This window comes from Xylanibacter ruminicola 23 (genome assembly GCF_000025925.1).
Classification (GTDB): domain Bacteria; phylum Bacteroidota; class Bacteroidia; order Bacteroidales; family Bacteroidaceae; genus Prevotella; species Prevotella ruminicola.
The window spans coordinates 682,886-708,711 of sequence record NC_014033.1; the positions used below are offsets into that span (position 1 = coordinate 682,886).

The following is a 25,826-nucleotide window of genomic DNA, read 5'->3' on the forward strand; positions in this document are numbered from 1 at the left end:
GTATTTTCTGCAAATATACGAATAATAATCGAATCTGCAAAATCTGCTGATATTTTTGGATAGATATTTGTAAATTTCAAAACAATTTTGTACTTTTGCGCCCAGAATAAGCATCAAGAGTGGCATAATGCACACCAACCGGCCTACACAGAATCGTTGGCAGCGGTGGTAAAAGGATGCGAGTGAATGTTTAATCCACTAAAGATAAACGATTATGGAAATCAAGAAGATTGAAAAGAGTGACTTTGTAATGTATCCACGTATGCAACATCGTGGGTTGGAGTTCAGGCATGTAGAACGTGATGCGTTTAAGGCAGAGTTGCGCCATGTTGAGGAACATGGTGACTATTGGCTGATTCATCAGCAGTCGAAGCCTCATGTTGTGGCCCACGTCCAATTACCCAAGACGGAAGCAGAGTTTGATAATATCCTTGGCTGGTGTTTGGGACAAAACCATTGGTGCGAGTACATTGAGGGGGATTTCTCTTTCCTCTGTGTTATAGCAGGCTTCAATGCTGCAGAACTCACTCCTAAATACCCAGACTTTATCAGCGAACGTGTTTATGCTCTTGGTGATGCTACTCGCTGGTGGTATGAGTATGGAAAGGATGTTCTGATACAAAAGACAACATAAGGATATCAGATTATTCTTTGAAAATGGCTATGATAAGATTTTTTTCGTATATTTGCAGCATCATTTAAAAGATTCTGATTATGGCAATATTTGATTTTCTAAAATCCCACGAAGAAAAAGTAAACGAGAGAAAAGCAGAAATAGCAGCTTTGCAGCAACAAGTTGTTTCTTTACGTGACGAGGTGGCTTCTGAGGAGAAAGAAAAAGAAGAGTTAAGAAGTCAGATTGTTGAATTGAAGAATCTTGTTGTGGCTCAAAAGAATGAACTATATGATTTGCAACAGGACAAAGAAAAAACAAAGAAGCAAGTTGATAGCCTTCATGAAAGATATGAAAAGTTGCATGCTTTGTTAACGAGATCAACCAGAAAATTAAATTGTATGGAATCTTCTGATGAATTCTTGTTATTTGACGTTGGATCTCCATATTTGGTTGCGTTGGATGAAGTAGATTATGAAGAATTGTGTAAATATCACAATCTTAGAGAAGAAAATCATTCTTATTATGATAAGAAGAAGCAAAGAGAGGATGAATTACATGCCATAGAGCTGAAAATTGAAGATGCAAACAAAGAACTAACCAATCTTCGAGAGGAATTGGTAAAACAGCGTGATATTAATTATGCCTATGAAATAAACAATATTAAAGAACAAACTAGTGAATATATTCATGAATTGAATGACATAAAAGCAGATATTAATAGTTATCTGAAAAATCATAAAGACAAGATTCGCTTAGAGGTAATACATGAAATATACCAAAGAGCAAATCTTTGTGAAGATGAGGCTTTGAGAAATTTGCGAGAAACTATTGACGGTGTTAATATTGACCAGATACAACTTGCTTTGGATTTAAAGAAAATGTTGTTGAAACCTCCATATAAAGTTAATCCACAGGAATGGACTTTTGCTGAAATATATTTGTGTAATTTGTTAAATGAATTTGCACAACTCAATATTGTTAAAATCATAAAAGAAATGAAAAACTCAGATTGGGATACGATTAAAGTCAAAATAGGTTCTCTTGTTAATATTTTAGAATTGCGTATGATTGGAACGGGATTTCGAATAGATCCATCATATGGAAAGAATCTATTCAATTATATGGAAGCAAAGTATTTATATATACAAAAGCAACAGATTGAACGAGAAAAGGAGCGAGAAGAACGTGAGGCACAACGTGAATATGAGCGTGCTATAAAAAAGGCTCTAAAAGATGAAGAAAAGGCACAAGAGGCTCTTGAAAAGAAGAAAAGAGAAATGGCAGAAGCGCAGACTCAGGAAAAGATACAGAAATTGCAGGAACAGATAAAGGGACTGGAGAATGCTCTTGTTGAAGCTCGTGAACTAAGAGAGAGAGCAATGAGTATGGCACAACAAACTAAGATAGGCTATGTTTATGTTATCTCTAATATAGGTTCTTTTGGAAAAGATGTCTATAAGATTGGAATGACTCGTCGATTAGACCCGATGGAGCGTATTATGGAATTAAGTAACGCTAGCGTTCCATTCCCATTTGACGTACACACCTTTATATATAGTGAGGATGCACCAGCATTGGAGGCAGACTTACATAGAAGATTCGATGCCAAGAAGGTTAACTCTATAAACTATCGCAAAGAATATTTCAATGTGACGTTAGATGAAATAAAAGCGGCATTGAAAGAGAAAGGAGTTGATGCAAACTTTGTAGACGAACCTGATGCATTCCAATACAGAGAAAGCCTTATGAAAAATCGCGATGGTATTCTCTCTACAATACAGCAGTGAAAAGTATAGATATTAGTAGATGGCTATAGTTGGGTGAAGTTGATAGGGGATTTTCTTTGGACCTGGTGGCGGAAAGATTGTAATTATCGATAACGTCGTATATGGGAGTGCTGTAAATAAAGAATTGCTTGAAGCCAAATGGTTGACTGGTAGATACATTGAGAATTTCCCACAAGTTGTGGAAAAATGTGAGAATTAACTCACGTCGCTTACTATACCGTCTATTCTCGAAACTTGATGGTTTGGGTTTCGTAGTTCATCTCTTCGATGATGGCGAGGGATTCCAGGTGGTAGCCTTCTTCACGAAGTATGCGACCGCCATTCTGGTTGCCCTTTTCTACGGCGATACCAATGCCTGTTATTGTGGCACCTGCCTGGCGGGCGATGTCGATAAGGGCGTGAACAGCTTCGCCTTCGGCAAGGAAATCATCTACTATCAGCAGATGGTCAGAAGCTGAGAGATAGGGGGCTGAAACAAACACCATGTTCTGCTTCTTATGGGTAAAAGAATAGGCGTGCGACATGTATTTGTCGTCGCTGCTATTGAGTGTCTGGCTCTTCTTAGCAAACACTACGGGCACATCAAGACTGTTGCCAAGCATAGTGGCAATGGCTATGCCGCTGGCTTCGATGGTGAGAATCTTGGTAATCTTGGTGTCTGCAAACCTTCTCTTGAACTCCAGGGTAATAAACCGCATCACGTCCATCTGAATCTGATGATTGAGAAAACTGTCAATCTTCAGAATATTACCAGGTCTGACCTCACACTCTTGAAGGATTTTCTGTTCTAGATAGTTCATAAAAACACAAAAAGCCCCACCTTAGCGGTGAGGCTTTAATTATTATTTTAGTTTGCTGATTCGAATTCTTCGAGGAATCGGGTGTCGTTCTCAGAGAACATACGGAGGTCGCTGACACGGTACTTGAGGTTGGTGATACGCTCAACACCCATACCGAAGGCATAACCGGTGTACTCCTTTGAGTCGATGCCGCAGAGCTCGAGCACGTTAGGATCAACCATACCGCAACCCAGAATCTCTACCCAGCCGGTGTGCTTACAGAAGCCGCAGCCCTCGCCACCACAGATAAAGCAAGAGATATCCATCTCGGCACTGGGCTCGGTGAATGGGAAGTAAGATGGGCGCAGACGAATCTTGGTGTCGGCACCAAACATCTCCTTAGCGAACGAAAGCAGAACCTGCTTCAGGTCGGTAAACGATACGTTCTTATCGATATACAAACCTTCTACCTGATGGAAGAAGCAGTGTGCACGGGCGGTGATGGCCTCGTTACGATATACACGACCTGGACAGATAACGCGGATAGGAGCAGTAAGCTTGCCGTTCTCGTCGTGCATGTGCTCCATCACACGAGCCTGAACACTTGATGTGTGCGAACGCAACAGGATATTCTTGGTAACATCGTTAGGATGCTGCGATACAAAGAAGGTATCCTGCATATCGCGTGCGGGGTGATCGGCTGCAAAGTTCATCTTGGTAAAGATGTGGTTATCATCCTCAACCTCAGGACCATCGGCGAGCACAAAGCCCATACGCGAGAAAATATCGATAATCTCGTTGGTTACGATTGTAAGTGGATGGCGTGTACCCAGCTCAATGGGGTAGGGTGTGCGGGTAAGGTCGAGAGCCTCTTCGCCTCCCTCCTGGGTTTCGCACTCCTCGCGCAACTGATTGATGCGCTCGGTGGCCAGTGTTTTCAGTTCGTTAATCTTCATGCCGACAGTTTTTTTCTGATCGGCAGCAACCTCGCGGAAGTCGTTCATCAGGGCTGTAATCTCACCCTTCTTGCTCAGATATTTCAGTCGGAGCTGCTCAACTTCCTCTGCGTTTTTGGCGCTCAAATTCTGTACTTCTTTCAGAAGTTCGTCTATCTTATCAAGTATCATAAACTATAAAAATTGCAATTTTGCGTGCAAAGGTACTTATTTTTTGGGATAAAAAGAACAAAAGAACAGAAAAAAGTTTGTTCTTGTGTACTTATATCTAAAAAAATGTGTATCTTTGCCGAAATTTTGAGAGAAATTAGAAAGATTAGGGTACTACATTAAGTAGATGAAAAGGTTTTTTATCGCGATTTTCGCAACGGTACTGATCATGTTCTCATGCACAGGGAACAAAGCCAATCAGACAGAAGAGGTGCCAGCCGATAGTGTGGCTGACTCTATTGACACCACGGATGTTGACTCGATGGAGATGCTGATTACAGAAACTCCAATGCCAAGAGCTGCTGATGCCATGTTCGACGATTTCTTGTTTAACTTCCTGGCTAACAAGAAATTACAGAAGGAACGCATTGTTTTTCCACTCAGAGTAACGGAAAACGGCAAAACCACCACAGTTGAGAAAGCTAACTGGAAGATGGAACACCTGTTTATGCGTCAGGGGTACTATACCTTATTATTTAACGACGACAAGCAGATGCAGCTGATGAAGGATACGGCCGTGAGCGAGGCTGTAGTAGAAAAAATTCTGCTTTCGAAGAATCAGGTAAAGAACTACGTGTTCCAGCGTATCAAAGGCGCATGGCTGTTGCTCGAAATCAGAGTTACGCCACTGCAGGCTGATGCTAACTCATCGTTCTTGAGTTTTTATCGCCGATTTGTAACGGATAGTGCTTTCCAGGTAAAGAGCCTGAGCGAAACGGTGGATTTTGTGGGGCCTGATCCCGACGACGACTTTAACATGATGGAAGGTGTGATTACACCTGATACATGGGAGGCTTTTGCACCAACTCTGCCTCATAAAACCCTGTACAACATTATTTATGGTAAGCCACAGCCAGAGGGTAAACAGAAGATTTATCTGCTGCGGGGGGTAGCTAACGGACTCGAAATGGAGTTGCGCTTTAGAAAAGAAGGTGGCAAATGGCTGCTGAAGAAAATGATGACGTGAGTTTAGTTGAGAGTTGAAAGTTGATAGTTGAAAGTGAGAATAGAGAAGGATTATAGTCTGAAGCAACATAACACATTTGGTATTGAGGCTAAGTGTGCACAGTTTGTGGAGTATAGCAGCGAGGCTGAAGCCAAAGAGGTGGCTGAGTTGCTGCGTAACACGCGCGTACCTTATATTATAATAGGTGGTGGCAGTAATCTGCTGTTAACTCGCGATTACGAGGGTATCGTGGTTCACTCTGCCTGCAAGGGTATTGAGCGCCATGGCAACCGCTTGGTGTGTGGTAGCGGCGAGGTGTTCGACGATGTAGTGGCCCAGAGTATTGAAATGGGACTTTATGGGGCCGAGAACCTGTCGTTGATTCCTGGCGATGTGGGTGCGAGCGCTGTTCAGAACATCGGTGCTTATGGTGCTGAGGCTAAGGACTTGATTCGTAGCATTCGTGCTGTTGAGATTGCCACAGGAAATGTGTGCGTGATTGAGAATGCTGAGTGCGAATATGGTTATCGTCAGAGCAAGTTTAAGCACGATTGGAAGAATCAGTTCCTGATACTGAGCGTAGAGTACGAATTTGCAGCTACGTTCGAGCCCCGATTAGACTATGGTAATATACGTGCCGAGCTGGTGAAGGAGGGCATCAGCCTGCCTACTGCCCAGCAGTTACGCAATACGATTATCCGCATACGTGAGGCCAAGTTGCCCGATCCCAAGGTGCTGGGCAATGCAGGCAGCTTTTTTATGAACCCCATTGTGGGGCGCCAGAAATACGAGGCGTTAGCTACCCAGTACGAAGGTATGCCGCATTACGATATCGATGCCGATCATGTAAAGATACCTGCTGGCTGGATGATTGACCAGTGTGGTTGGAAAGGCAAATCGATGGGTAGGGCAGGCGTACACGACAAGCAGGCTTTGGTGCTGGTAAATCGTGGTGGCGCAACAGGTCAAGAAGTAGTGGCACTTTGCCAGCAGATTCAGGCCGACGTGAAGCAGAAATTTGGTATCGATATCTATCCGGAGGTGAACGTGATATGAAGCTGACTTTCTTAGGTACAGGAACCTCGTGTGGCGTGCCCGTTATCGGGTGCCAGTGTAAGGTGTGTAAAAGTACCGATCCTAAGGATAAGCGTACACGCTGTTCGGCATTGGTTGAAACAGATAATACGCGTATATTGATAGATTGCGGACCTGATTTTCGTGCGCAGATATTGCCACAGCCATTCCGCAAGATTGATGGTATACTGATTACCCACTCGCATTACGACCATATGGGAGGTATGGATGATATCCGTCCGTATTGTCAGTTTGGCGCTATCAATGTGTATGCCAATAAGCTGGCCAAGCAGTCGATGCTGGAGATGCTGCCTTATTGCTTTGCAGAGAACCGCTATCCGGGTGTGCCCGCCATCGGACTTCATGAAATCGAACCTCATGTGCCTTTGCAGATTGGCAATCTGGAAGTGCTGCCTATCCAGGTGATGCATGGTAAGTTGCCTATCCTTGGATATAAGATTGGTAAGCTGACGTATATCACGGATATGAAGACCATTGATGATGGCGAGCTGACATATCTGGAAGGTACTGAGTTGCTGGTGGTTAATGCCCTGCGTTTCGACAAGCCGCACCACTCGCACCAGCTGATGGACGATGCCATTGCTTTTGCCCGTAAGGTGGGAGCCAAGCAAACGCTAATCATCCACGTATGCCACGATGTGGGTTTGCACGAAGAGGTAAATAAATTGCTGCCAGAAGGTATTGATCTGGCTTATGATGGACAAGAAATATATCTGTAATTATGTAAAATATGTTGCTGGTTTCTTTAAAATAAGTTAATTAATAATCATATTTTAGGGGAATTTTTTGCAGGTGTCGAAAATAGTCGTATCTTTGCACCGTGTGTTTTTCATAGTATTAGATTTAAGGTTAACAAAGGTTAGGGTCACAGCGGTGACCCTTTTTTTATATCCATCTTCTGCGTTTGCCCTTATCTTTGCCAAACAGCGAGCTGTAGCCTTTCATGAGTTTGCGTACCAGTAGAATAGCATCTACAGCCATAAAACCATTGCTTACCAGGCTGGCAATATAGTCGCCCTTCGACACCTCGTCGCGCTTCAGGAATGTCTGGTTCCAAAGCGACGAAACCTTGTCCTTATCTTTCTGGATCTCGTCAAGCAAAGCATCCTTGCGCTCGCGAATCTCTTCGAGCGTGCAAAAATCGGTGGTTGTTTTCTTGTTGTACGGCATAGTGCTTATTTACTGAGTAGCAAACCTGCCAAGAACCTAACCAGAGGTTTCTCGATCCAAGGTTTGCGGAAGATGATAAATAGAATGAACAGCAGCAGATAGAGTAGCGATATGATGAGGAAAGCCAGAGCCGTACCAGTATATGTTGCCAACCAGAAGGCGAGGGCAAACGACAGGTAGGTAAGGCAAGCCGCTATCACCAGTATAAACACGATAGCCAAGGCGGCAGCCGTAACCAGACGTACCACCTTGTCTATCATATCGAGCTTAACGTATTCCGTTTGTAGCCCGAGATAGTGTTTCAGCACCTCTATCAGCTGTGCTATATTCTCAACGTTCTTATCGCTCGACAGCATGGGTTACTCCTCCTCGGTTGCTGCGTCCTGAATGTCGTCAACGAGATCAACTACCTCTTTACGGCTCAGTTTGATGTTGTGCTTCTTCAGGAAGTCCTCTACAGCATCAGTGATACGAACGCGAGTGTCCTGTCCCTTTTCGGGGGCTACCAGAATACCAAGAGCTGCGCCAGCAATGGCACCGCCAAGAAATGCGCCAATGTAACCTAAACTTTTCATAATCTTACTGCTTTTAAAATTAATACTTAATACTTAGACTATTTGTCTGCAAATATACGAAAGTTTTCGGTTGTTATGCAAAAATCAGCCAATTTTTTAATAAAAAAGTTGTGTTTTGCCCGATTTAACAAACTTTATGTGGTGTTTTGGCTCGCTTTTGCGCAATAATTAGTAATTTCGCACACAAAAATAGAATCAAATAAGTAATTAAAAAATAAAAATTAGGAAAAATGAAAAAGTACACTGTATTATGCGCAGGTTTGTGCATGGCATTGGCAATGACAAGTTGTAAGACTAACGAGAGTGCCTATAAGAAGGCTTACGAGAAGGCTAAGCAGTACGATACAGCTCAGCAGCAGGCTGCTCCTGTTGTTGAAACAGCCCCCGTTGTAGCTCCTGTAGAGGCTAAGCCAGCTACTGAGACTCAGGTAGTAGACAATCTCGACAACGTATCAGTACGCCAGGAGAGTGTATCGCTGATTAGTGGTAGTGGTTTGAAAGCATTCAGCGTAGTTGTTGGCTCGTTTGGTGTTCGCGCCAATGCCGAGGGCTTGATGCAGCGCCTGAAGAATGCTGGTTACGATGCCCAGGTGGTTAAGAACGATGATAAGAATATGTATCGCGTTGTCGCCTCTACCTTCTCTGATAAGGCTGCAGCAGCTGCTAGCCGCGATCAGATTCGTGCGTCATATCCCGATGCTTGGTTGCTGTATAACGCTCGTTAATTAGCAACATTGGCTCGAATATTATCAATAGATTACGGTAAGAAACGTACCGGACTGGCAGTCACCGATCCTCTACAGATTATAGCTGGAGGATTGGCGACTGTTGCTACATCCGAACTCTTCGACTTCCTGAAGGCTTATATTGCCCGTGAACAGGTAGAGATGATAGTGATTGGCGAACCACGTCAGCCTAATGGCGAACCTAGTGAGAACCTGGCACGTGTGCAGCAGTTTGTGAACCGTTGGCGCAAGGCTGTGCCCGAAGTTCCTATCCAGTATTACGACGAGCGTTTTACCTCGGTGCTGGCCCATCAGGCCATGCTGGATGGTGGATTGAAGAAAAAGGCTCGACAGAACAAGGGATTGGTAGATGAAATCTCGGCTACCATCATTCTCGAAGATTTTATGCGTTCAAAAAAATAATTATCAATTATTAATTTTCAATTAGAATGATATTACCTATTTATATATTTGGTCAGCCTGTGCTTCGTAAGGTGGCCGAAGATATTACACCCGATTATCCTCAGTTGAAGGATTTGATTGGTGATATGTGGGAGACACTCGCTGAGTCGGAAGGTATCGGACTGGCTGCTCCTCAGATTGGTAAGCCCATCCGCTTGGTTGTGATCGACCTGGATGTGCTTTCGGATGATCTGCCTGAGTACAAAGGCTTTAAGCAGGTGTTTATCAATGCTCATATCGTAGAGTACGATGAGAGTAATACCGATGTGTCGGAAGAGGGTTGTCTGTCAATTCCTGCTATCCACGAGAAGGTTACACGTCCTACCCGTATCCACGTAGAGTGGGATGACGAGAACTTTGAGCACCACGACGAGTGGGTTGAGGGTTATCTGGCTCGTGTTATGCAGCATGAGTTCGACCACCTCGACGGTAAGATGTTTGTCGACCGTATCTCGCCACTCCGCAAGCAGCTCATTAAAAGCAAGTTGCGTGCTTTGACACAGGGTCGTTTCCGTTGTGGTTACAAGACCAAAGTGGCCAGAAAATAAAAATGCGTCGCATTTTCCTGTTTCTGGCATTCCTGCCGTTATTGGTCCAAGCGCAGTTTAATACCGATCGCTTGGTGATGATAGGGCGCTCGGCACTCTATTACGAAGATTATGTGCTGTCGATCCAGTATTTTAATCAGGCCATCAGCATGAAACCTTGGCTCTATGAGCCTTGGTTTTTTCGTGGGGTGGCCAAATTTTATTTGGACGACTACCGTGGAGCCGAGAGCGACTGTACCGAGGCAATCGAGCGCAACCCTTATGTGGTGAGCGCTTACGAATTGCGCGGTTTGTGTCGCATTAACCAGAAGAAATATAGCGCAGCGGTGAGCGATTACGATCGTGCCCTGCGTTACGATCCTGACAATCAGGGACTTTGGCATAATCGTGTGCTCTGTTTGATTCAGGATAAGAAATACGATTTAGCTTTGGCGCAGATTGATACGATTTCGGCCCGCTGGTCGAAATATGCGCGTGCTTACTCGATGCAGGCCGAGATTTATCTGCTGCAGCAGGATACTGCCAAAGCTGTGAAATCGCTTGATAAGAGTTTGGAACTCGATCCTTACGATGGTGGCATCTGGGCCGAGAGAGCCGTGATTAGTCTGGCTCGCCAGAAGTGGAAGGAGGGCGAGGAGTTCCTGACTAAGAGTATCCACTTGTTGCCCAAACACTCGGGTAACTATATTAACCGTGCATTGGCCCGATTTAATCAGAATAACCTGCGTGGTGCAATGGCCGATTATGATACAGCGCTCGATTTAGATCCAAACAACTTCTTAGGTCACTATAACCGCGGACTGTTGCGTGCCCAGGTGGGTGACGATAACCGTGGTATTGAGGACTTTGACTTTGTGCTGAAGTTGGAGCCCGACAACCTGATGGCGCTATTTAACCGTGCCCTGTTGTTGGAGCAGACGGGAAACCTGCGTGCGGCCATCCGCGACTATTCGAAGGTAATCGAGGAGTATCCTAACTTCTGGTTCGGATTGCAGCATCGTGCCTCGTGTTATCGCCGATTGGGTAATACCAAACAGGCCGAACTTGACGAGTTCCGTATCCTGAAAGCTCAATTGGATAAACGATATGGTAAGCAGCCACGACTCTCGAAAAAGCAGATGCGTAAGCGCAGCGATATCGATCCTGATAAGTATAACCAGCTGGTTGTAGCCGACGAGCAGGAAGTGGAGCATGAGTACAAGAGCGACTATCGTGGACGAGTGCAGAACCGTAAGACTGCGGTAAGTTTGCAGCCCATGTACGGACTTACTTTTGTGCAGCCACAGAACGACGTGAAGGTTGAGAATCCATACGAAAACAGTGTGGATGCCTTTAATCAGACGTCGGGTTCGCATACTGTTTATCTTTCGTGCGAGCAGCGTAACCTGAGCGAGGTTCACATGAAGCGTACCTTTGCGTATATCGACTCGTTGAGTAATGTCATCGATCAGACGAAGGTAACGTCGAAAGTGGCACCGTTGCTGTTGCTGCGTGCCATTGCTTACGCCACTATCCAGAACTTTGATAATGCAATCGACGACCTGAGTATCTGCTTGCAGATCGACTCAACCTCGTCGTTGGCCTATTGGCAGCGAGCCGTTTGTCAGGCTAAGATTAATGAGTTTAATGCCTCTGAGGGTACCAATGTAGATCTTAAGTCGGCTAATGTGCTTGGCGATTTGTCGGATGCCATCATGTTGGCACCACATAACGCGTACCTATATTATAATAGAGGTAACCTTTACGCTATGCGTCGCGACTATCAGCGTGCCATCGCCGATTACTCGCAGGCACTCAAACTTAATCAGGATCTGGCCGAGGCTTGGTTCAATCGCGGACTGGCAAAAATCTACGCCAAACACGTGGATGAAGGTATCGAGGATCTTTCGAAAGCTGGCGAATTAGGACTCTATCAGGCATATAGTGTCATCAAAAAGTATCGCGAAAAGTAAATTTTTCGATTAATTTGCATTAATTTGGAATAAAAGCACTATCTTTGCACGCAATTTCAAAATTCAAACATATATTGTAGATATGATGATTAACATTACATTCCCAGACGGATCTGTTCGCTCGTATGAGCAGGGCGTAACTGGTTTCCAGATTGCAGAGAGCATCTCTCCGGCTCTCGCACGCAGCGTTGTAAGCTGTGGAGTAAACGGTGAGACAGTAGAGCTGAACCGTCCTATCAATGAGGACGCTACCATCGAGCTCTACAAGTTCGACGATGAGCAGGGTAAGCATACCTTCTGGCACACATCGGCCCACTTGCTGGCCGAGGCACTGCAGGAGTTGTATCCTGGCATACAGTTCGGTTTCGGACCTGCTGTCGAGAATGGTTTCTTCTATGATGTACTGCTGAAGGACGGCGAGAGCATCAAGGAGAGCGATTTTCCAAAGATTGAGGCTAAGATGAAGGAACTGGCTGGTAAGAAAGAGCCTGTTGTTCGTCGTGAGGTACCTAAGGCCGAAGCCCTGAAGCAGTTTGCTGAGTGGGGACAGACCTATAAGTGCGAGCACATCGAGCAGGATCTTGAAGACGGTTCAATCACTACCTATACCCAGGGTAATTTCACCGATCTGTGCCGTGGTCCACACCTCGTGGATACAGGCGAGATCAAGGCCGTTAAGCTCACCTCAGTAGCAGGTGCTTTCTGGCGTGGCGATGCTAACCGCGAGCAGATGCAGCGCTTGTACGGTATCTCATTCCCAAAGAAGAAGATGCTCGACGAGTATCTTGAGATGCTGGAGGAGGCTAAGAAGCGCGACCACCGTAAGATTGGTAAGGAGATGGAACTCTTTATGTTCTCAGAGAAGGTAGGTAAGGGTCTGCCTATCTGGTTGCCAAAGGGTACTGAGCTCCGTCTGCGTCTGCAGGATCACCTGCGTAAGGTGCAGAAGCGTTTCGGCTATCAGGAGGTTATCACTCCACATATTGGTTCTAAGAACCTTTACGTTACCTCTGGTCACTATGCACACTATGGCAAGGATTCGTTCCAGCCTATCCATACCCCTGAGGAGGATGAGGAGTACATGCTGAAGCCAATGAACTGTCCTCACCACTGCGAGATCTTCGCTTGGAAGCCACGTTCATACCGCGATCTGCCTCTGCGTATCGCTGAGTTCGGTACTGTATATCGCTATGAGCAGAGTGGTGAGCTGCACGGACTGACTCGTGTACGTTCGTTCACACAGGATGATGCGCACCTGTTCTGTCGTCCCGACCAGGTTAAGCAGGAGTTCCTGAACGTGATGGATATTATCGGTATCGTGCTTACTGCCTTCGGATTTAACTTCGAGGCTCAGATTTCTCTGCGCGATCCTAACGACCATGATAAGTATGTAGGTACTGATGAGGACTGGGCTCTGGCTGAGAAGGCTATTGTTGAGGCTTGTCAGGAGAAGGGCCTGCCTGCAAAGGTTGAATATGGCGAGGCTGCTTTCTATGGTCCTAAGCTCGACTTCATGATTAAGGATGCTATCGGTCGTCGTTGGCAGCTGGGTACTATTCAGGTTGACTATAACCTGCCTAAGCGTTTCAACCTCGAATATACCGATGAGGATAACCAGAAGAAGACACCTGTCATGATTCACCGTGCACCATTCGGATCGATGGAGCGTTTCTGCGCTGTGCTGATCGAGCACACCAGCGGTCACTTCCCCTTGTGGCTGACACCTGACCAGGTAGCTATCCTGCCTCTGTCGGAGAAGTACAACGACTATGCTCAGGAGGTTGCCAAGAAGTTTGATATGGGTGGTGTTCGTGCTACCGTTGATATGCGTAACGAGAAACTGGGGCGTAAGATTCGCGACAACGAGTTGAAGCGTATTCCTTACATGGTTATCGTAGGTGAGAAAGAGGCTGCCGAGGGTACTGTAGCTGTACGCCCACAGGGTGGTGGCGAGCAGAGTGTTAAGACCATTCAGGAGTTCATCGACGAGGTAAATGCTCGTGTAGCTGAGATGACCAAAGACTTCTAAAGTTAAATATTTATAAAATTATTCAGATAATTAATAGTCCAGAGCTCAAAGTTCAAAGAAAATTAGTAATTTTGCAGCCGATTTCTTAAAAAGTAGTTAATGAAGAATGACAAATTGAAGAATCAGTACCGTATCAATGAACAGATTCGAGTACGTGAAGTCCGCATCGTAGGCGACGAGGGATCGTCGGTTATGTCTACGCGTGATGCACTCAACCAGGCCCGTGACATGGGAGTAGACCTCGTGGAGATTTCTCCTAATGCCAACCCGCCAGTGTGTCGTCTCATCGACTACTCCAAGTTCCTCTACCAGCAGAAGAAGCGCCAGAAGGAAATGAAGGCCAAGCAGGTAAAGGTTGAGGTAAAGGAAATTCGATTCGGACCTCAGACTGATGAGCACGACTATCAGTTCAAGCTGAAGCATGCTCGTGAGTTCCTCGAAGAGGGCAACAAGGTACGTGCATACGTATTCTTCCGTGGCCGCTCTATCCTGTTCAAAGAGCAGGGCGAGGTGTTGCTGCTCCGTTTTGCTAACGACCTTGAAGAGGTTGGAAAGGTTGAGGGCATGCCATCACTCGAAGGCAAGAAGATGTTCCTCTACTTGGCTCCTAAGAAGGCTGGTTCGGCCAAGAAGAGCCAGCAGGCTCGCGACCGTGAGGCCGCTCAGCTCGAAGCTAAGGAGGCAGCAAAGCAGCAAAAAGAGGCTCAGACTGAAGAGACAGCTGAGATTCCAGCAAACGGTGGTCTTTTGGGTAATGCTAAGATTAGTGCCGATGCACTGAAGAAGCTGACTGAGAGCGAGGATTAATTAGAGAAGAAAAAGAAGGTGGCGCGCCCGGTATATGCGTGGCCGCTGGATATTAATAACAATTTAAATTTTTAAAACAATGCCAAAAGTAAAGACAAACTCTGGTGCAAAGAAGAGATTCTCTTTCACTGGAACAGGTAAGGTAAAGAGACGTCATGCCTTCCACAGTCACATTCTGACAAAGAAGACCAAGAAGCAGAAGCGCAACTTGGTAGGTACAACTATCGTTGATCCTAGCAACATGAAGCAGGTTCGTGATCTGTTGTGTCTCCGTTAAACCTATTGTCTAACATTTAAAAGAAGTAAGAATTATGCCAAGATCAGTAAATCACGTTGCATCAAGAGCAAAGCGTAAGAGAATTTTGAAGCTTACCCGCGGTTACTTCGGTGCCCGCAAGAATGTTTGGACAGTAGCAAAGAACACATGGGAGAAGGGTTTGACCTACGCCTATCGTGATCGTCGCAACAAGAAGCGTAACTTCCGCAGCCTGTGGATCCAGCGTATCAACGCTGCCGCTCGCCAGGAGGGTATGAGCTACTCAGTTCTGATGGGTAACCTCGCTAAGGCAGGTATCGAGATTAACCGTAAGGTTCTCGCTGACCTCGCTATGAACAATCCCGAGGCTTTCAAGGCCATCGTAGAGAAGGTAAAGTAAATTAAACGACTTACCAAGTCTTAAAATAAAACCCCTGCCAATTGGCGGGGGTTTTACTTTTGTTAATCCTTAAACTTAAACAGATGTACAAAGCCTGTGGTTTTGAACACGTCGTACACATTAGGCTGCAGGCCATGGATGAATATTTCGCAGTGGTTGATCCAGCCCTGCTGGGCGATGTGCATCAGTATTCGCAGACCGCTCGACGATATGTATTCGAGCTGGGTGCAGTCAATTACTATTTCTTGCTCAAAGTAGTCGTACAGCGGCCTAACTTCTCTTTCGGCGGCTGTTGATACCGATGTGTCCAAGCGCCCTATCAGTATCAGTGTTACCTGGCGCTCGCCTGTTTTCTCGATTTTAATTTCCATCTCTATCTCTTCTCTTTATTTTTATTTCTCAATTATTTTCTGCATGGTGAGTATGTTCTCATCATTCTTGCGCTCGTAGCTGATATGGTCCATATAGTGACGCATCAGATGGATACCCAATCCGCCCTCAACGCGCTGCTCGGCTTGCTGCTCAACATCTACTTCGGCTGCCTTGGTGGCATCAAAGGGCATACCTTTGTCGTGGAGTATAAATGTCAGCATCAAGTCGTTAGCCTCGGCCTCCAGTATAATATGACTTGGTTCGCGGTCGGGGTAAGCGTATTTCATGACGTTCACCACAGCCTCTTCAACAGCCAGGGTGGTATAGGTTGTTGCCGTCTCGTTCATCTCGAGGTCTTGGCAGATGCTGTTCACGAATGCTGTCAGCTCAACTACCTCTTCTACATCGTTGCCTAATGTGAGGCAGCGGTGATAGAGACTGCCGTAGGCAGGTTGGGGGATGTATCTGATAGCCATCAGTGAAATGTCGTCGTTTTGTGGCGTGTCGCCCACAAAGTTCTGTGCTGTTTCAAAATGCTGATGTGCATATTGACGCGCATCCAAATGCAAATCGGCCAGTCGGTTGGCTCTGTTACTGATGCGATCGCGACCAAACTGTTCGTGGTTGGCCGTCTCGGCCTCGGTATAACCGTCGGTATACATAAACAGTATCTCGTTGCGATCCATGAGTATGGTCTGATTGGTGTACTCCCACTCTGGGCGCAAACCCAATGGTATGTTATTATCTACATAAATAAAGCGTGCCAGTGTGCCTACCAGCATGGGGGGCTCGTGACCGGCATTGCTGTAGTTCAGTTGGCCTGTCTTCAGGTCGAGTACGCCTAAGAAGAGAGTAACGAACATGTACGAGTCGTTGGTGTCGCATAAAGTCTTGTTCATGCGACTGATAATGTTACTGGGATCAGTATCCAGCATCGCCTCGCAACGGAACAGTGATATGGTTTCGGCCATCATCAATGCTGCAGGTACGCCCTTGCCGCTCACGTCGCCAATGCAGAAGAACAGCTTGTTGTCGTGCATCAGGTAGTCGTATAGGTCGCCGCCTACCTCCTTGGCCGTTACTATCTCACCGTAGATGTCAACATCTGGGCGCTCGGGGTAGGGAGGATATTTCTTGGGAAGCATCGACTGCTGTATGTGACTGGCAATCTTTAACTCCTGCTCGATACCTGCCTTCTGGGCTGTGGTTTTTCTCAACTGGTCGATGTTGCGTATCAGGGCGCGACTCAGGAAGAAGATAACTATCAGACCAAAGAGCATAACAGCCAGAATGATGGCGCCAAGCACGTTGCCCTGATGGTTAATGATGGCCTCGGGTACAACAATCACTACTGTCCACTCGGCGTATTTCACAAACGAGTAGAACAATACTGAGCTCACACCGTCTTTGGTAATCTTACAGCTACCGCTCTCATGGTTTCTCATGTGGTTGGCCACTTCGTCATCTGCAGTGTCGGCTGTTTGGGATGCAACCTCCTGGAAAGTGGTTTTCAGAATAAGATCCTCGTTGGGATGAATGAGATAGGTACCATCGTTATCGAGTACAAAGCTGTACGATTTTTCCTTAAATCCCTTTTCAAAACGCTCATGGTTTTGGGCGTCAATACGCTTGTGGCGCAATCGGAGCCACTCCAGCGACACATCGGCACCCAGCATGGCCACCTTATTACCATTCTTATCGTGAATGTGTGTCATATAAGTGGTGGTAAGCTGTTGCGATGCAGCCTGATCGAAGTAAGGCGGTGTCCAATCGCCTTCATCGCGTTCATAAGCTGTTTGGTACCAGGGGTGCGTCAGGAAATCGGGATGATCCTCGTTCATCTGCTTACCCTTGATAACGCCGTCCGAATCGCGCCAGGCATATATCTCGAAGTAGTGTCCACGCTGTGGGTAGAAGTCGGGTTCAAATATCAGGCGACAGCTCGACATGTATTTGTTAAGCTTTACCATTTGCTCCAAATGTGCCTGCAACTTGTCGGGATTGTTGAGATCGTTCTCAATCACACTAGTGCTATTGATGGCTGCCACATACACGTCGGACAGCACACCACGTATTTTCTCGTTGGCGTGCAGCATAATACCCTCGTAACGCGATTCAACCTCGCGTGCGGTAGAGTTACGTGTAATGACAAATACAAAGCTCATAATGGTGGCCCACATGACTAACAGTACCACCATGATGATTAAGCTTAGTTTGTATGCAGATGCTTTCTTCATTATTCTTCCTTTTACTTTTTATTCATTCCAATTTTGTTTTAGGAGCGATGTTGGCAACAAAGGTACGTTTTTTTAGGAAAATAGCCAAATTTTTATTGTTTTTTTACAAAAAAATAGTCGGATTCTGAGAGCAGAAATACTAAAAAATACAATTATTTCTTGTATATATCACCAAAAACATGTAATTTTGTCGCAGTTATTAAAAATTACCAATATGAATAAGAACGAGAAATTTGTAATTACTATTAATCGAGAAGTAGGAAGTGGTGGACGTACCGTAGGCCGTAAACTGGCTGAAAAGCTCGGTGTGAAATATTGTGATAAGTCTGTTATCAACGGACTGACTCAGCGTTTTGGTCTCTCTGTTGAAAAGATTGAGGAGATTAAGGCACAGAAGAAAACATGGTGGAATGAGATTACCACCTATTATAATACATTGGTAAATAGTGCCTCTTTGCCTATGGAAGCTGAGGTGAAGCTTGATAATGCCAGTCTTTTCGAAACCGAGAAACGTATTCTGCTTGAGTTAGCCGAGCAGACATCGTGCGTGGTGGCAGGTCGTACGGGCTTTATGGTCTTCCGTGACCATCCTAACCGTATCAACGTTTTCATTCAAGCCTCGACCGCCCATCGTATCCAGCGCATTATGCGTCGCCAGAATGTCAACGAGCAGGAGGCACGCAACATTATAGCCCAGCTTGATGCCAGTCGTGAAACTTACATCAAGAAGTTCGAGGATACGTCGCGCTATGATACCCGTAACTATCAGCTCGTTATTTCGATGGACGGTCTGACCGAAGATGATGCCGTTGACATCATCTTGGATTATATCAATCGTACCAGTAAGTAGCTATCATTGCCTCAATACTGGTGCCATGGGCTATAGGCCTTTCATGGACAGAGAGATGCGCTGACGACGGTGATCAACCTCGGTTACGCGTACTTGTACGTGCTGGTGAAGCTTAACCACGTCGAGTGGGTGAGCAATACGGCGGTTGGCCATTTGCGAGATGTGTACCAAACCGTCGTGATGCACACCAATATCTACAAAGGCTCCAAAGTTGGTGATGTTGGTAACAATACCGGGTAGCACCATGCCCTCAACCAAATCGTCGATGGTACTAACGTTCTTGTCAAATTCGAAAGCCTCAAGCTGCTGGCGTGGGTCGCGCCCAGGCTTTTCTAGTTCGGCCATAATATCGGTAAGTGTAGGCATACCCACATCGGCTGTTACGTAGCGGTGCAACTCCAGAGCTTCGCGCTTTTCCTTGTTATGAATAAGGTCGGCTACGGTGCAGCCCTGATCTTTGGCCATTTGCTGCACAATAGGATAACTCTCAGGGTGTACAGCGGTGCCGTCAAGCGGGTTCTTGGCGTTGTGGATACGCAGGAATCCAGCACACTGCTGATAAGCTGAGGGACCCAATCGGGGAACTTTAAGAAGCTGGGCACGCGAGGTAAAAGCACCATGTTCGCGGCGATAGTCAATAATGTTTTTGGCCAGTGTGGCACCAAGGCCACTCACGTACATCAACAGGTGCTGCGAGGCGGTGTTCAAATCTACTCCTACCAGGTTTACACAACTCTCTACTGTTTGGTCGAGAGAGTGCTTGAGTTTGGTTTGGTCCACGTCGTGCTGATACTGTCCTACACCAATGCTCTTAGGATCGATTTTTACCAGTTCGGCCAGTGGATCCATCAGTCGTCGACCAATAGAAACGGCACCACGAACGGTTACATCCTCATTGGGGAATTCATCGCGAGCCACTTTCGAGGCAGAATAAACTGAGGCACCAGCTTCGGAAACAACAAAGACCTGTGGGGTGGGAGCATTTTTGTCATCAGCTTTCGCTTTGGAAGATTTTGAATCTGCTGCAACATTGTATTTACCAGCGAGTACATCTTTTACAAAACTATCTGTTTCGCGACTGGCGGTACCATTACCAATAGAGATGGCTTCTATCTGAAATTTCTGAATCAGGCGCTGCAGGGTGATAGCGGCCTCAGTACGTTTGTTTACAGGTGGGTGGGGCATAATCACATCGTGGTGCAGCAGGTTGCCTTGGGCATCTAAGCATACTACTTTGCAACCAGTACGAAAACCTGGGTCGATACCCAATACGCGCTTCTGACCTAACGGGGCGCCTAACAACAGTTGGCGTAGATTTTCGGCAAATACGTGGATAGCTTCTTCATCGGCCTTTTCTTTACTTTGTGCGGCAAACTCGGTTTCGATAGCTGGTTTCAACAAACGTTTGTAACCATCGTCGATAGCCTCGGCTACCAAGCGGCCGCATGGGGTGTTACCATAAACATAGTGGTGCTTCAGGCGCTCAAGGGCTTCATCATCGTTGGGCGAAATACTGATGCGTAAGATACCCTCTGATTCGCCTCGGCGCATGGCCAGCAGACGGTGGGACGAACAACGTTTTAGTGGTTCGCTCCAGTCAAAATAGTCGCTATATTTGGCTGCTTCGTCGCTATTGGCCTTGGCTTTTACCACTTTAGAGGTGATAACAGCTTGGCGGGTAAAGGCATTACGTAGCTGTTGGCGTGATTTCTCGTTTTCGCTTACCACCTCGGCAATAATGTCCTGAGCCCCTTTGATGGCGCTTTCTACGCTGTCCACATCGCCCTTTGCAAACTTGGCTGCAGCTGCTTCTGGATCACGCTCGCGTTGTTTCATCAGCAGCAGAGCCAGTGGCTCCAGCCCTTGTTCACGGGCCACTTGTGCGCGGGTGCGACGTTTAGGCTTGTAGGGTAGGTAGATATCCTCGATTTCGGTGGCATCCCAGCACTGATTAATGCGCTCTTGGAGTTCGGGTGTCATCTTATCAAGGTCGGTGATGGTTTTGATAACTGTTTCCTTGCGTTTCTGTATATCGAGCAGCTTCTCGTAACGGTCGCTGATAGCAGCTATCTGTACCTCATCCAGTCCGCCTGTACGCTCTTTGCGGTATCGGGCAATAAAGGGTATGGTGCAGCCCTCGTCGAGCAAGGCTAACGTGGCTTCAACGAACTTCTGACTGATGCCTAATTGTGTGGCAATTTGACAGGAAAAAACGTTCTTTTGCATAAATATAAGTAGTAATTACGTTAATTTGTGTGCAAATATAGTGATAAATCGTGAGAAATGTGTATTTTTGCAGTTCGAAAATGAAAAGATTAATGAGAAAAGGGATAATTTTAGCGGTAATCATGCTGATTGGCACCATTTGCAGCGTGCAAGCACAAGATAACGCCAACAGCCGACAGGCACGCCGCATTTTTAACAATGCCTACCAGCAGGTGTTTGGTGAACAGGGCGCTACGTTGCACTACGATGTGAATATTACTGGCATTTATAAAACCCGAGGCACCATCTGGTACAAAGGCAAGAAGAGTAAGTTCGATGAAGCGAGAATGACCTCGTGGAATGATGGCAAATACGTGTACACCTTTAAGAAAAAGAAACGTGAGGTAGAGCTGCACACAGCCAAGAACAATAAGAGTGATAAGTATTCGCAGAAGTTTAAGTTTGAGCCCGAAAACTATAACTACAGTATAGCTGAGGCCGATAATGGACTGCTGGTTACATTAAAGCTCATAAAGGGACGCAAAGGTATGAAGGAGATACACGCCTTGCTGGAGCGTAAAACCTATCACCCGATAAGTGTACGCATTAAAATCGCTTTTATATGGACTACCATTAAGATTAGCGACTTTCAGAGCGGAGGCATAACCGATGAGATGCTGCGTTTCCCCAAAGAGCAGTTTAAGGATTATAAATTTGTTGACAAGCGATGATATCAGTAGAAGGACTGAAAGTTGAATTTGGCATAAAACCCTTGTTTGATGGCGCCAGTTTCGTCATTAACGACAAGGACCGCATTGCCCTTGTGGGCAAAAATGGAGCTGGTAAATCTACCATGCTCAAAATACTGTGTGGACAGCAGAAACCTACCGCAGGCACTGTTAGTGTGCCTAACGATACAAAGGTGGGCTACCTGCCACAGGTCATGATTTTGCAGGACGATACCACCGTTCGTGAAGAAGCACAGAAAGCTTTTGCTGATAACACTCGTATGAAGGAGCGTCTGGATAAGATGAATCAGGAACTTGCTGAACGTACCGATTACGAGAGCGAGAGCTACATGCAGCTGATTGAGAAATATACTACCGAGCACGAGCGCTATATCATGATGGGTGCTGAGAACTATGAAGCCGAGATAGAGCGTACGCTCACCGGTCTGGGCTTTGAGCGTAGTGATTTCGAGCGTCCCACATCTGAGTTCTCGGGTGGTTGGCGTATGCGTATCGAGCTGGCCAAAATCTTGTTGCAGAAACCCGATGTATTGCTCCTCGACGAGCCTACCAACCATCTGGATATTGAATCAATCCAGTGGCTGGAGCAGTTCTTGGCGCAGAGCTCGAGTGCTGTAGTGCTAGTAAGTCACGACCGTGCCTTTATTAATAATGTGTCGAACCGTACGCTCGAGATATCGTGTGGTAAGGTAATCGACTATAAGGTGAAGTACGATGAGTACGTAGTTTTGCGTAAGGAACGTCGCGAACAGCAGTTAAGGGCTTACGAGAACCAGCAGAAGGAAGTGGCTGAGATGAAGGCGTTTATAGAGCGCTTCCGTTATCAGGCTACCAAGGCTGTACAGGTGCAGCAGAAAGTAAAACAGCTGGAGAAAATTGTGCCCATCGAAATTGACGAGGTAGATAATTCGGCCATGCACCTGAAGTTCCCTCCCTGTTTGCGAAGTGGTGATTATCCTGTGATCTGCGACGAGGTACGCAAGGATTATGGTGCGCATACAGTATTCGACCATGTGTCGCTTACTATCAAGCGCGGTGAGAAAGTGGCCTTTGTGGGTAAGAACGGTGAAGGTAAATCAACACTTGTGAAATGTATTATGGGCGAAATCCCCTTTACAGGTAACCTGAAGGTTGGTCATAATATCCAGATAGGCTATTTTGCCCAGAATCAGGCGCAGTTGCTGGATGAGAACCTGACTGTGTTCCAGACCATCGACTATGTGGCAAAGGGCGAGGTCCGCTTGAAGATTAATGATATCCTGGGTGCCTTTATGTTTGGCGGTGAGGAGAGTGATAAGAAGGTGAAGGTGCTGAGTGGTGGCGAGCGTAGTCGACTGGCAATGATCCGTTTGCTGCTGGAGCCTGTAAACCTGTTGATTCTCGACGAGCCTACCAACCACTTGGATATGCCTTCGAAGGATGTACTGAAAGAGGCCATCAAAGCCTTCGACGGTACAGCTATCATTGTGAGCCACGACCGTGAGTTTCTGGATGGACTGGTAACCAAAGTCTATGAGTTTGGAGGTGGTAAGGTACGCGAACATTTGGGCGGTATCTACGACTTCCTGAGAACAAAAAAGATTAACGACCTTAATCAGTTGGGTTCGCAGCCGCAGATGATGGCAGCTCCCAAGGCTGCCACCAAAGCTGCTGCAACTACAACATCGAGTGCATCGCCATCGGTTACCCCTGAGGGTGAGGCTGTGCTTCAGAAAACCCTGAGCTATGCCGAGCACAAGGAACTTCAGAAACGTAAGAACCGTTTGGAAAAGGCTGTTAAGCAGCATGAAGCCAAGATTGAGCAGCTGGAGCAGCGCCTTAAGGAACTGGACGAGCTGCTGATGCAGCCTGAAAACGCTTCGGATATGACGATGGTAACCGAGTACACCGGCATTAAGCGTGACTTGGATGAAGAGGTGGAGCGTTGGGAGAAAGCAAGCGAAGAATTAGAATCATTAACACAATAAACTCTAAAAAACAATGAAAAGATTTTTAACAATGATGACAATGGCATCTGTCTCAATGATGATGATGGCTCAGACTGAGCTGGGATCAGGCTTGAACGAGGCCGACTTTAACAAGAATGTGCGTCCGGGTGACGACTTCTATGAGTATGCCTGTGGTGGTTGGATGAAGAACAACCCACTGCCAGCAGCTTATTCGCGCTATGGTAGTTTCGACCGTTTGCAGGAAGACAACGACAAGCGCATTAACGGTATCCTGAAGGAACTGCAGAGCAACACTTATGCTAAGGGTACTATCGAGCAGAAACTGAGCGATCTTTATAAGTTGGCTATGGACTCTACACGTCGTAATAAGGAAGGTGTAGCTCCTGTTATGCCACTTATTAAGAAACTTGAGGCTGCCAAAACCGTTAAGCAGTTGCTGGCTATCCAGCTTGAGCTGGCTCCTTACGGCGAGCAGGAGTTCTTCTATGCTGGCTTCGGTGCCGACGAGAAGAACGCCACACAGAACATTCTGAGTATTTATCAGAGTGGCCTGACACTCGGTCAGAAGGAGTACTACCTGGATAACGATAAGGCTACAGCCGGTATTCGCGAGGCTTTCAAGAAGCACGTGGTAAAAATGTTCCAGCTGTTTGGTTTCAGCAAGAGTGCTGCTACCAAGAAGATGCAGAACGTTATGAAGGTTGAGACTGCACTTGCTAAGGTTAGTAAGAGTCGTACCGAACTGCGCGATCCTGAGGCTAACTACAACAAGATGACTCTGAAGGAGTTCGAGGCTAAGTATCCTAACCTGCCTTTGGTTAAGGTGATGAACGCTAAGGGCATAGACACTAAGTTCCTGCAGGAGATGGTTGTTGGTCAGCCCGACTTCCTGGAAGGCGCTAATAGGGTAGTAGGTGCCCTGAAGCCTGCTGAGTATCGCGACGTGCTGGAGTGGAGCCTTGTTGAGGGTTCGGCTAACTATCTGAACGATGCTGCTGCAGCTGAGAGCTTTGATTTCTATGGTAAGATTAAGGCTGGTCGCAAGGAGAATCATCCTCTGTGGAAGCGTAGCACTGGTCAGGTAGAGCGCGTGATGGGTGAGGCTCTTGGTAAGATTTATGCCGAGAAGTACTTCCCCGAGGCTGCTAAGCAGCGTATGCTTACTCTGATTAAGAACCTGCAGATTGCTCTTGGTGAGCGTATTGCTGCCCAGGATTGGATGGACGACAGTACTAAGGTTAATGCCCTGCTGAAGTTGAATACTTTCTATGTAAAGGTGGGTTATCCTGATAAGTGGACCGACCTCTCTAAGCTGGAGATTGATCCTGCTAAATCTTTTTACGATAACATGCAGGCTTGCGCTAAGTTCTGGAATGCTCACAACATTGAGCATACAGTAGGTAAGCCCGTGGATCGTGACGATTGGCACATGACACCACAGACTGTGAATGCTTACTATAATCCAACTACCAACGAGATTTGCTTCCCCGCAGGTATTCTGCAGTATCCCTTCTTTGATATGACTGCTGATGATGCCTTTAACTATGGTGCTATCGGTGTAGTAATCGGTCATGAGATGACTCACGGATTTGATGATCAGGGTCGTCAGTTTGATAAGGATGGAAATATGCACGACTGGTGGAAGGAAGCTGATGGAAAGAACTTTACAGAGCGTACTGATAAGTATGCCGATTTCTTCAGCGCTATCAAGGTACTTCCCGACCTGAATGGTAATGGCCGTCTGACACTGGGTGAGAACCTGGCCGACCACGGTGGTCTGCAGGTAGCATGGACTGCTTATAAGAACGCTACCAAGCGCAATCCTCTTGGCGAGAAGAACGGTCTGACAGCCGATCAGCGTTTCTTCCACGCTTACGCAGGTGTATGGGCTGGTAACATTACTGAGGCTGAAATCCGCAACCGTACCAAGAGTGATCCTCACTCACTGGGTCGTTGGCGTGTAAATGGCGCTCTGCCTCACATCGACGCTTGGTACGAGGCCTTTGGCGTGAAAGAGGGCGACAAGATGTTTATTCCTAAGCAGGAACGCCTCGAATTGTGGTAAAATACATCAAAAAATATAGAATTTTGCCGTCGTAAATGTAAATTTACGGCGGTTTTTTTTGTTTGATTCATTTTTTTATTTAACTT

Annotated in this window: 25 protein-coding genes and 1 riboswitch; of the genes, 17 read left to right on the plus strand and 8 right to left on the minus strand. The window is 46.3% G+C overall.

All coding sequences use genetic code 11. The features are described 5' to 3' along the window. Positions 1-105 precede the first annotated feature (105 nt). Positions 106-216, plus strand: a riboswitch (SAM-I-IV-variant riboswitch). Continuing rightward, a complete protein-coding gene (locus tag PRU_RS02935; RefSeq protein ID WP_013063509.1) occupies positions 215-634 on the plus strand; it encodes a hypothetical protein in 420 nt (139 codons plus the stop codon). It overlaps the preceding riboswitch by 2 nt. An 80-nt stretch (positions 635-714) precedes the next feature. Further along, complete coding sequence (locus PRU_RS15185; protein ID WP_013064113.1) at positions 715-2,403, plus strand: GIY-YIG nuclease family protein; 1,689 nt, start codon at positions 715-717, stop codon at positions 2,401-2,403. Between the two features lie 221 nt (positions 2,404-2,624). On the opposite strand, the gene PRU_RS02945 is transcribed toward PRU_RS15185, so the two are convergent. Both PRU_RS02945 and pheS read right to left on the minus strand, forming a co-directional pair. Further along, positions 2,625-3,203 (minus strand): xanthine phosphoribosyltransferase, encoded by a 579-nt coding sequence (locus tag PRU_RS02945; RefSeq protein ID WP_013064629.1) that lies wholly within the window; start codon positions 3,201-3,203, stop codon positions 2,625-2,627. Positions 3,204-3,250: 47 nt separating this feature from the next. Then, positions 3,251-4,309 (minus strand): phenylalanine--tRNA ligase subunit alpha, encoded by a 1,059-nt coding sequence (gene pheS, locus PRU_RS02950; RefSeq protein ID WP_013064371.1) that lies wholly within the window; start codon positions 4,307-4,309, stop codon positions 3,251-3,253. 166 nt (positions 4,310-4,475) lie between these two features. Between pheS and PRU_RS02955 the strand changes: the two genes are divergently transcribed. From PRU_RS02955 to PRU_RS02965, 3 genes are read left to right on the plus strand one after another with little or no spacing between them, the layout of a single operon-like run. Next, positions 4,476-5,315, plus strand: a complete 840-nt coding sequence (locus PRU_RS02955) for a DUF4348 domain-containing protein (protein ID WP_013063719.1) — start codon at positions 4,476-4,478, stop codon at positions 5,313-5,315. Positions 5,316-5,348: 33 nt separating this feature from the next. After that, entirely contained in the window at positions 5,349-6,350 is a 1,002-nt protein-coding gene (gene murB, locus PRU_RS02960) for a UDP-N-acetylmuramate dehydrogenase (protein ID WP_013064596.1), read from the plus strand. Further along, positions 6,347-7,108: an MBL fold metallo-hydrolase gene (locus tag PRU_RS02965; RefSeq protein WP_013065367.1), complete on the plus strand. Its 762-nt coding sequence runs from the start codon at positions 6,347-6,349 to the stop codon at positions 7,106-7,108. The genes murB and PRU_RS02965 overlap by 4 nt, the downstream gene beginning before the upstream one ends. A 166-nt stretch (positions 7,109-7,274) precedes the next feature. On the opposite strand, the gene PRU_RS02970 is transcribed toward PRU_RS02965, so the two are convergent. Genes PRU_RS02970 through PRU_RS02980 form a run of 3 tightly spaced genes read right to left on the minus strand, consistent with a single transcriptional unit; the run spans position 7,275 to position 8,134 of the window. Further along, positions 7,275-7,559: a hypothetical protein gene (locus PRU_RS02970; RefSeq protein WP_013063440.1), complete on the minus strand. Its 285-nt coding sequence runs from the start codon at positions 7,557-7,559 to the stop codon at positions 7,275-7,277. Positions 7,560-7,564: 5 nt separating this feature from the next. Beyond that, positions 7,565-7,915 (minus strand): phage holin family protein, encoded by a 351-nt coding sequence (locus tag PRU_RS02975; protein WP_013064154.1) that lies wholly within the window; start codon positions 7,913-7,915, stop codon positions 7,565-7,567. Between the two features lie 3 nt (positions 7,916-7,918). Then, positions 7,919-8,134, minus strand: coding sequence for a YtxH domain-containing protein (locus PRU_RS02980; protein ID WP_013065308.1), 216 nt, complete (start codon positions 8,132-8,134; stop codon positions 7,919-7,921). Between the two features lie 230 nt (positions 8,135-8,364). Here PRU_RS02980 and PRU_RS02985 point away from each other — a divergent pair, with 230 nt between their 5' ends. The 8 genes from PRU_RS02985 to rplT all read left to right on the plus strand — a co-directional run bounded on the left by PRU_RS02985 (position 8,365) and on the right by rplT (position 15,313). Continuing rightward, a complete protein-coding gene (locus PRU_RS02985; protein ID WP_041385597.1) occupies positions 8,365-8,859 on the plus strand; it encodes an SPOR domain-containing protein in 495 nt (164 codons plus the stop codon). Positions 8,860-8,868: 9 nt separating this feature from the next. Next, positions 8,869-9,282 (plus strand): Holliday junction resolvase RuvX, encoded by a 414-nt coding sequence (ruvX, locus tag PRU_RS02990; protein ID WP_013063827.1) that lies wholly within the window; start codon positions 8,869-8,871, stop codon positions 9,280-9,282. A 26-nt stretch (positions 9,283-9,308) separates the two neighbouring features. Then, the gene (gene def / locus PRU_RS02995) at positions 9,309-9,869 is read left to right on the plus strand and encodes a peptide deformylase (RefSeq protein ID WP_013064617.1); all 561 of its coding nucleotides are present in this window, start codon (positions 9,309-9,311) and stop codon (positions 9,867-9,869) included. 2 nt (positions 9,870-9,871) lie between these two features. Continuing rightward, positions 9,872-11,821 (plus strand): tetratricopeptide repeat protein, encoded by a 1,950-nt coding sequence (locus PRU_RS03000; protein WP_013064898.1) that lies wholly within the window; start codon positions 9,872-9,874, stop codon positions 11,819-11,821. A gap of 85 nt (positions 11,822-11,906) precedes the next feature. After that, positions 11,907-13,850 carry a threonine--tRNA ligase gene (thrS, locus tag PRU_RS03005; RefSeq protein WP_041386570.1) on the plus strand — a complete coding sequence of 648 codons (1,944 nt, stop codon included), beginning with the start codon at positions 11,907-11,909 and terminating at the stop codon, positions 13,848-13,850. Positions 13,851-13,949: 99 nt separating this feature from the next. Beyond that, positions 13,950-14,657 carry a translation initiation factor IF-3 gene (infC, locus tag PRU_RS03010; RefSeq protein ID WP_013063391.1) on the plus strand — a complete coding sequence of 236 codons (708 nt, stop codon included), beginning with the start codon at positions 13,950-13,952 and terminating at the stop codon, positions 14,655-14,657. A gap of 79 nt (positions 14,658-14,736) precedes the next feature. Then, positions 14,737-14,934, plus strand: coding sequence for a 50S ribosomal protein L35 (rpmI, locus tag PRU_RS03015; protein WP_013064185.1), 198 nt, complete (start codon positions 14,737-14,739; stop codon positions 14,932-14,934). A gap of 34 nt (positions 14,935-14,968) precedes the next feature. Beyond that, positions 14,969-15,313 (plus strand): 50S ribosomal protein L20, encoded by a 345-nt coding sequence (rplT, locus tag PRU_RS03020; RefSeq protein ID WP_013064385.1) that lies wholly within the window; start codon positions 14,969-14,971, stop codon positions 15,311-15,313. A 62-nt stretch (positions 15,314-15,375) separates the two neighbouring features. Here rplT and PRU_RS15190 read toward each other — a convergent pair whose 3' ends face one another. Beyond that, positions 15,376-15,684: an STAS domain-containing protein gene (locus PRU_RS15190; RefSeq protein WP_013065147.1), complete on the minus strand. Its 309-nt coding sequence runs from the start codon at positions 15,682-15,684 to the stop codon at positions 15,376-15,378. A 21-nt stretch (positions 15,685-15,705) separates the two neighbouring features. Beyond that, on the minus strand, positions 15,706-17,922 hold the full coding sequence (locus PRU_RS03030; RefSeq protein ID WP_080517160.1) for a SpoIIE family protein phosphatase: 2,217 nt from the start codon (positions 17,920-17,922) through the stop codon (positions 15,706-15,708). A gap of 214 nt (positions 17,923-18,136) precedes the next feature. Here PRU_RS03030 and PRU_RS03035 point away from each other — a divergent pair, with 214 nt between their 5' ends. Next, positions 18,137-18,772, plus strand: a complete 636-nt coding sequence (locus PRU_RS03035; RefSeq protein ID WP_013063974.1) for a cytidylate kinase-like family protein — start codon at positions 18,137-18,139, stop codon at positions 18,770-18,772. 30 nt (positions 18,773-18,802) lie between these two features. On the opposite strand, the gene PRU_RS03040 is transcribed toward PRU_RS03035, so the two are convergent. Beyond that, positions 18,803-20,998 carry a Tex family protein gene (locus PRU_RS03040; protein ID WP_013065669.1) on the minus strand — a complete coding sequence of 732 codons (2,196 nt, stop codon included), beginning with the start codon at positions 20,996-20,998 and terminating at the stop codon, positions 18,803-18,805. Positions 20,999-21,090: 92 nt separating this feature from the next. Between PRU_RS03040 and PRU_RS03045 the strand changes: the two genes are divergently transcribed. Genes PRU_RS03045 through PRU_RS03055 form a run of 3 tightly spaced genes read left to right on the plus strand, consistent with a single transcriptional unit; the run spans position 21,091 to position 25,740 of the window. Then, positions 21,091-21,708 carry a LolA-like putative outer membrane lipoprotein chaperone gene (locus tag PRU_RS03045; protein ID WP_177168195.1) on the plus strand — a complete coding sequence of 206 codons (618 nt, stop codon included), beginning with the start codon at positions 21,091-21,093 and terminating at the stop codon, positions 21,706-21,708. Next, on the plus strand, positions 21,705-23,693 hold the full coding sequence (locus PRU_RS03050) for an ABC-F family ATP-binding cassette domain-containing protein (RefSeq protein ID WP_013064443.1): 1,989 nt from the start codon (positions 21,705-21,707) through the stop codon (positions 23,691-23,693). The genes PRU_RS03045 and PRU_RS03050 overlap by 4 nt, the downstream gene beginning before the upstream one ends. A gap of 13 nt (positions 23,694-23,706) precedes the next feature. Beyond that, a complete protein-coding gene (locus tag PRU_RS03055) occupies positions 23,707-25,740 on the plus strand; it encodes a M13 family metallopeptidase (protein ID WP_013064341.1) in 2,034 nt (677 codons plus the stop codon). Positions 25,741-25,826 lie beyond the last annotated feature (86 nt).